This window comes from Turicibacter sp. (genome assembly GCF_017941855.1).
Taxonomy (GTDB): Bacteria; Bacillota_I; Bacilli_A; order MOL361; family Turicibacteraceae; genus Turicibacter; species Turicibacter sanguinis.
Genome location: NZ_JAGAVR010000071.1, coordinates 1 through 6,712, shown reverse-complemented (window position 1 = coordinate 6,712; position 6,712 = coordinate 1). Strand labels below are relative to the sequence as shown.

Annotated in this window: 7 protein-coding genes; 4 read left to right on the top strand and 3 right to left on the bottom strand. The window is 31.3% G+C overall.

Annotation, left to right across the window (positions count from 1 at the left end; all coding sequences use genetic code 11):
- On the bottom strand, positions 1 to 347 hold a 347-nt coding region (locus tag J6D32_RS08865; RefSeq protein ID WP_287467571.1), incomplete at its 3' end, for a ParM/StbA family protein.
- 430 nt (positions 348 to 777) lie between these two features.
- On the opposite strand from J6D32_RS08865, the gene J6D32_RS08860 reads away from it, so the two are divergent.
- Entirely contained in the window at positions 778 to 1,830 is a 1,053-nt protein-coding gene (locus J6D32_RS08860; RefSeq protein WP_287467570.1) for a hypothetical protein, read from the top strand.
- 119 nt (positions 1,831 to 1,949) lie between these two features.
- Here J6D32_RS08860 and J6D32_RS08855 read toward each other — a convergent pair whose 3' ends face one another.
- Together J6D32_RS08855 and J6D32_RS08850 are read right to left on the bottom strand one after the other, a co-directional pair.
- Complete coding sequence (locus J6D32_RS08855) at positions 1,950 to 2,585, bottom strand: hypothetical protein (protein ID WP_287467569.1); 636 nt, start codon at positions 2,583 to 2,585, stop codon at positions 1,950 to 1,952.
- Between the two features lie 113 nt (positions 2,586 to 2,698).
- Positions 2,699 to 2,995 (bottom strand): hypothetical protein, encoded by a 297-nt coding sequence (locus J6D32_RS08850; RefSeq protein ID WP_287467568.1) that lies wholly within the window; start codon positions 2,993 to 2,995, stop codon positions 2,699 to 2,701.
- A gap of 880 nt (positions 2,996 to 3,875) precedes the next feature.
- Between J6D32_RS08850 and J6D32_RS08845 the strand changes: the two genes are divergently transcribed.
- From J6D32_RS08845 to J6D32_RS08835, 3 genes are all read left to right on the top strand, one after another.
- The gene (locus J6D32_RS08845; protein ID WP_287467567.1) at positions 3,876 to 4,853 is read left to right on the top strand and encodes a hypothetical protein; all 978 of its coding nucleotides are present in this window, start codon (positions 3,876 to 3,878) and stop codon (positions 4,851 to 4,853) included.
- 2 nt (positions 4,854 to 4,855) lie between these two features.
- Positions 4,856 to 5,344 carry a hypothetical protein gene (locus tag J6D32_RS08840; protein WP_055245069.1) on the top strand — a complete coding sequence of 163 codons (489 nt, stop codon included), beginning with the start codon at positions 4,856 to 4,858 and terminating at the stop codon, positions 5,342 to 5,344.
- 154 nt (positions 5,345 to 5,498) lie between these two features.
- Positions 5,499 to 6,712: IS256 family transposase (locus J6D32_RS08835; protein WP_212724059.1), on the top strand; the 1,214-nt coding region annotated here is incomplete at its 3' end.

Here is a 6,712-nt window from a genome sequence, read left to right as displayed (position 1 = left end):
TTGATACCTAGATTGACTCTGAAATCTGCTTCACTTCCTGTTTTAATTTCACATTTTTTTAATGCTTTACAAATCATTGTTAATGTAGCAACCTCATGAAGTTTTGAATTTTTATCAAGGTTTAAATGCTCCTCGCTTAATTCATCTGCACTGTCACCAACTATAAATTTCTCACCATTTATAGTAACACAGTGAATATCCTCAAAAACCTGCACAGTGTTGTGGTTTTCACGGAAAGTCGTACGCATGATTAATTTCTCACGAATCCCCATGTTTTCAAAAACTGCCTTTGTGTTGTATTTACCGCAATCGATGGCGATAGAAAATAAATTATTTAAAAGTTCCATTTCATTACCTCGCATTTTTTTAGATTTGGGCGCACATTTTTAATCTTCCCTTGCCCTTGTGAGTATATAATATCACAGTTGGGCGCACATGTCAACACTATATACACCCTTTTGGGCGCACATTTTAAAAAATACTTAAAAACATTGATATTACAATGTTTTTATTAGGTTTAAATGAGTGATTTTTTTATCTCTTTACATTAAAAATAAAAAATTTTTTTAAAAATATGCGCATAGGCGCACACGAACAAAAAAACATCGGAAGAGACATAAATTAGGTTTTTTTTGTTAACTAAACATCATTTAATGTTTTAAATACATCACTTTTTTATTGTTTTTCATGCAAAAAGTACACGTTTTTACATAAATAATGATGTATATTTGTTAAAATCTTAATGTTTATTAACTCAAAAAAGAGACGGTGATTTAAATGGAAATGATGTTTAAGTATTGTAAAAAATTATTCACTAATAAAAAGGAGTTGATTCATTTATCGCTGTTTCTATTCATCAATATAACCATAATCATGATGATTATAACGCTCGTCATAAATGTTTTTGATACATCAGATAATGCCATGTATAAGCGGTTATTCAGTAGCGTTAGAGAGCCTAATTACTTACTATCACAGACCGCCAACGACAACCTCATTCTCTTTGATACGAAAAGAAAAGAAGGGATAGATTTAGAATTAAGTGCTGATTTAGTCGTTAATAATGAAGAATATAACACGTTTTATTTGATTGATTTCTTAACCGATAAAATTGAAGTAAGAGAGATTAAAAAATTTAAGGATAAAATTATAAATTCAAATAATTTTGAAATAAAAACTGCAATAAATAAAAATGAAATTTCTGATTTTAAATTTGAAAATGGAAACCTTTATTTATTAAATCAAACAAAAAAAGAGCTCATAAATTTGAGCTTTAAGGAACAAAAGGAAGTTAGTCGTTTAGAATTGCTCTCAGACCTCATTAATTGGTCTGTGTGGAACGGTGAGGTCTATCTTGCAACAAGTAATGAGGTTTACTCTACAAATGCTCAGAATGAGCTTAAACAGTTAATAGAGATTGATAATATTAAAGGTATTTCAATTAATGACGGGGTTTTAAGTGTTCTCAGAGGCTCAGACGAGTTCCACTTCTTGTATTCATACCGACTAGAAGATTTTGAATTAGTAAATGGGATTGCTTTTGAAGCAGTTGACGCTCAACTATTAGAAAGCAGTGGTTCTGAACCGCATATTTACTTTTATATGCAGAACTCTCAAGGTGGACTTACTACACAAATGATTGATTTAGAAACGTCTGAAAGCTACTCAATAGATTTAAAACTTAATGAGATTGAGAGTAATCTGCACTTTAAAAAGAGTTGTGGTTATTATTTAAACAAAAATAACGAAATAGTTCTTCAAGGAGCTAATAATAAGCCTTTAAAATTTCAAGCAGGAGAAATAATCACAACTATATATCCATTCTATTAAGACGCTATAAGCGTCTTTTTTAATACACTTTTGTATGACAAAATGTACTTTAGAACTATCACACAAAATATCACACATAATGCACACACATTTGTGTGAGAAATAAAAAAAAGCAGTGGTTAAACTGCTTTTCCTAATGGGTATTTTAAGGCTCTGTTAGCCGTGCAGATAAAACTTCCTACTTTATCATCTCCAATAGAATCAAAAAGCGGAATGAAGTCCTTTAAATTCACTAATGACTCGTGAACATCATCATCTTCATAATAGGCTCTTGCAACTAACTTGTTGTCTTTGTGACGACGAGCTAAATAAAGATTTTCTGAATCAGATAATCCATCTTTCCAGACCTCTTGAACGTTCAGTAAGAATTTTAAACAATCATTAGCATAGAGAGACTCTAATTCAAAACTATGAAGCATTTCTAAAGCTTTTTCAATTATTTTTACGTCTCTTCTAGTTGTAGATACGTCTAAATAATTCGGAAGATACTCATAAGCATATTGAGCTAAAATATCAAGACATTCAATGATTTTTTCATCATTAATCTCTTCGTCTTTTGATAAAATCTCGCTTATCGCACAAATTTCAGAATCATAAAGTGATTGGTGCTTAATGTCTGCTTTTAAAAATAAGTAACCTTCATGAGATGAAGCATAAAGAAATAATTCTTCATCATAATTGTTGAAATAATCTTTAAGGCTTAACAAAAACGCCCCTACACCCTCTAAATTAATATTTTTTAATAATACTGGCATTATAACCCATCCTTTCTTTTTAAATTTTTAGTGTCCTAAAAACACTTGGTTCATGCCTTTTATATGGTAGAAAAAATATTGTTTAAATATAAAAAAAGCAGTGATTAAACTGCTTAGTTAAAAAGACCCGCATATTCTTCTTCTAGCTGAACCGCATAAAACTTACGTTCCTTAACGCTCATGCTGTTAAGTTTATCGAAGAACGTAAGCTCATTTTGATATGCTTTAAATTCCTTGTCTTCTTCAGTTTTAAATGAAGTAAGCACTGGAACGCTAACTGTTGAAACTGGAGTAGCCTCAATGATTTCTTCTTCAACAGAAGCTACAACTTGCTCGATTTCAACCTCATTAGAGAATAAAGTCTTAGCGATTTTTACTAATTTTGAAACGAATAATTGAATTTTTAACATATTGGATTTCCCCTTTATTTTTGATTTTTTTCTGATTTTATTAATTTAGCATTAGTTTATTTTTAATTATTGAACGTATGGTACTTCGGGTTCGACTTTCAACGGATACCCCGTTTACTTGTGTTGCCTTTTCCCATACGTCCCGAACACAGTATCCTTTTGACCTAGCTAACCTCAAAATCGCAAATGCGATTTGAGATTATGTATCAATTTCCTCCGTGTTCAAATAATTAAAATAAAATAATTTAAGCTAATTCTGTTCATGTTGATATATCTCATAATAAAGAAAAGTTATTTTTTATATTCAAAAATGAAAAAGTCGCAAGAATCTAGTAATTTTTGTGACTTTTTTTGATTAGATAAATCACAAAGATTTCCCACTCTTACAAACGTCGAAAAGTTTTTTTTTAAAAAATAATTTTGATGAATAAGAATGAATAAGTTTGCTCATACTAATAATGGTTATCTCCACCCTTTTAAGGGTTGTCTTTGAAAAAATCACTGAGGGGAGCTGTTCCAAGCATTTTTAAATTTTTTGGAGCTGATAGGGGAGGAACTTTTTTGCTAAAAAATCACGAAATTTTAGAGCGGATACGCTCTGGTTCTTTTGATACGAAAAAATAAATAAAGATAAAAAGCAGTTAGAAAGTGAGCAAGTAACGACAAATCTAATAACTAGATAGTCGATTACTCACTATTTCCAACTGCTTTTTTAGTGATAAAATTAATATTAATATTTCAAAAATCTCTAGAACCTCATAGCTACTCTTAATTCCATATAAAATTACGTCAATTACCTACATTTTTCCAAAAAAGTTTGCATAAAAAGAAATATATGGTAAAATGTAAGTGTTTTCTAGGATTTACAGGAGGGATTAGGATGAAATTTTTTAAAAAAAGAATGAAACAATTTATTAGTTTAATCTGTGCACTTGCAGTATTAACACCTTATAATTTAAACGTTAGTGCAAATGATGATGTAAAGATTATTGAATCAGAAAATAGTGAACGTCTTGATGAATTACACGTAGAGCTAAGCAATTTAATATTTATTGATGACGAACAACTTAAAGAAAAAGAAAAAGAAAGAATTTTAGAAGAAATGGTGAGTTTGGGTGCGGAAATTTTAACTCAAGAACAAGTTAATAGAAAATTACCTGTATCTCAACGTGTATCTTATCCTAGTACAACTAGTAGTGTTACTTGGACATCTAGAAGAACTGTTGTTCTGAAATATGGAGTTAACTATGAAGTTCAAGTCATCACTGCTGTTCCTACAAGTACATCTAGTAGTTTATCTAAATCTGTAACAAAAACAACAATTAAATCATCATCACAGCTAATTAGTGCTGGTGCGTTGAAAATATTTGATTATGCTGCAAATGCTGCTATTTCATCAATATCTGGTTTTACAGGTACTGCTATTTCATTATATCAATTAGCAGGAGACGTATTTAGCTCATCACAAATGGTAAGTAATGTTGAAGCTACTTACACTGGAACTGTTGGTACGCAAGTAAAATTCTGTTATGTTAAGAAGAATGGAGAATCAGATAATAATCAGCAATTATCATTTAGAGCGAATGCAGCTACAACATCAGTTAACAGCGTAATTCCAAGCTTTAAGTGCTCTGGAAATGGAAGTTTAGGATGTACAGCTAATAATATTGACACAAAAGTTAACTCTACTCACAAATCTAAAGAGTTTGATAATGTTTATAATAACGCAATAGATAATTTCAGAAAAGGTACTTCTACCTATTCTTCGGCAGGTACTATAACATTAAAAGGTGCTCAAGGAAAAACAGTAACTAGTTTCACAGCTAGTATGCCATCACATATGGGACAAATTTACTAATTATGATTAAAAAAGTTATTCTTTCGTTACTGGTTAGCTTTATTAGCGTAATATGTTATTTATCTTTCGTTGGTATCAAACAAGAAATATTTCAAGAATTCCCTGCGATTGAGTTTGACGATATCAGTCATATCGAACTCAATAAAACAACTGTAAAAATCCAAGGGGTATTGACCAAAAAAACATTCCTAGAAGACGAATTTAACGGTAGGATAGAAATAAATAACAATGAACTCACAAAAAAAGAACCTATGTTTATCGAATTAATTGAAGAAAATAATGGTTATATTGGCATTATAAGTGTTAATTTAGATGAACAGGGTTCAATACCTCATTTGTTACCAGTTGGCGTAATCACATTTTACACGCCAAAAGATTTCAGTAAAATTGTTTTTAATATTATAAACTCTTCCAATGTCATAGTAGGACCTGCTAAAACATTGGAAGAGGCAAAAGTTTTAAAAGATGATATACTACTTCACGTAAAATAAAGGACTACTGGGGGTTGCTCAGTAGTCCTTTATTTTAAAATCCTTTTTATTATTTTAGACTGTTTTAGTTGATTTCGAGGGTGTAAGATAAAGTGTGTAAACTCTTAGAACAGTTACCATAATAAGTTAACTATTTCAAAGGAGTTTATTATTTATGACAAGAAAAGCTACGATGAACCAATTATTTAATCTCCTCCAAGATGAATACAACATTAAATCTGCTAGTGATATTGAAGCTGTTTTATTAGACATGTTTGGAGGCTTTATTGAACAAGCATTAGAAGCTGAATTAGATCAACATCTAGGATATAGCCGATATGATTTTCGTAATAAATCAACTTCAAATGCACGAAATGGACGTCAATCTAAAACCATTCAAACGCGTCTTGGTGAAACAACGATTCAGACTCCCAGAGATCGGCAAGGTTCATTTGAACCTCAAATCGTGCCTAAACGTCAAACCAATGTCATCGGAATTGAAGAAAAGATTCTATCGCTTTATGCTAAAGGTTTATCAACGCGTGATATTTCTAAAACATTAGCAGAGATTTATGGCTTTGAAACGTCACATGAAACGATCTCTGCTGTAACTGATAAAGTGATTCCACTGATTCAAGATTGGCAACAACGGCCTTTAGAGCCTGTTTATCCTATCATTTATTTAGATGCGCTTCATGTCAAAGTGCGTGATGGAATGAGTGCCTCAAACAAAGCAGTTTACTGTATCATAGGTGTGTCTTTAGATGGTCGCAAAGATGTTTTAAGCCTCTCTATCGGAGAAGCAGAAAGTGCCTCTTATTGGATGAGTTTATTAGATGAATTAAAGGCTCGTGGAGTGCAAGATATTTGTATTGCCTGTGTGGATGGTTTAAGTGGCTTTAAACAGGCCATTCAAGCTGTTTTTCCTCATGCCCTCGTTCAACGTTGTTTAGTTCATTTAATCCGACAATCAACGAAATTTGTTTCTTATCAAGATAGAAAATCATTCTGTTATGATTTAAAACAAATCTATCAAGCGATTAATCGATCAGTAGCAGAACAAGCCTTTGAGACCTTTAAAAATAAATGGAGTCCCCTGGTACCTTTAGCCGTTAGAGTGTGGGAAAATAACATCGAAGAAGTTTATCAACTCTTTAATTTTCCTAAAGAAATTCGAAAAATGATTTATACGACAAACGCCATTGAAAGCTACAATAGCCAATTAAGAAAAGTTCTAAAAGGAAAAGGAGCTTTTCCAAATGAAACATCGGTGATGAAATTAATCTATCTTCAAACCATGGAAGTTACTAAGAAGTGGCGACGTCAACTTTCAAATTGGAGTCAAATATTAAATCAATTATTAATCTTATACCCAGATCGTTTAACACC

Bases quoted from the DNA above. Each gene is read 5' to 3' on its own strand.
- J6D32_RS08855 (WP_287467569.1), bottom strand. From the start codon at position 2,585: ATGCCAGTATTATTAAAAAATATTAATTTAGAGGGTGTAGGGGCGTTT.
- J6D32_RS08845 (WP_287467567.1), top strand. From the start codon at position 3,876: ATGAAATTTTTTAAAAAAAGAATGAAACAATTTATTAGTTTAATCTGT.
- J6D32_RS08850 (WP_287467568.1), bottom strand. From the start codon at position 2,995: ATGTTAAAAATTCAATTATTCGTTTCAAAATTAGTAAAAATCGCTAAG.
- J6D32_RS08840 (WP_055245069.1), top strand. From the start codon at position 4,856: ATGATTAAAAAAGTTATTCTTTCGTTACTGGTTAGCTTTATTAGCGTA.
- J6D32_RS08860 (WP_287467570.1), top strand. From the start codon at position 778: ATGGAAATGATGTTTAAGTATTGTAAAAAATTATTCACTAATAAAAAG.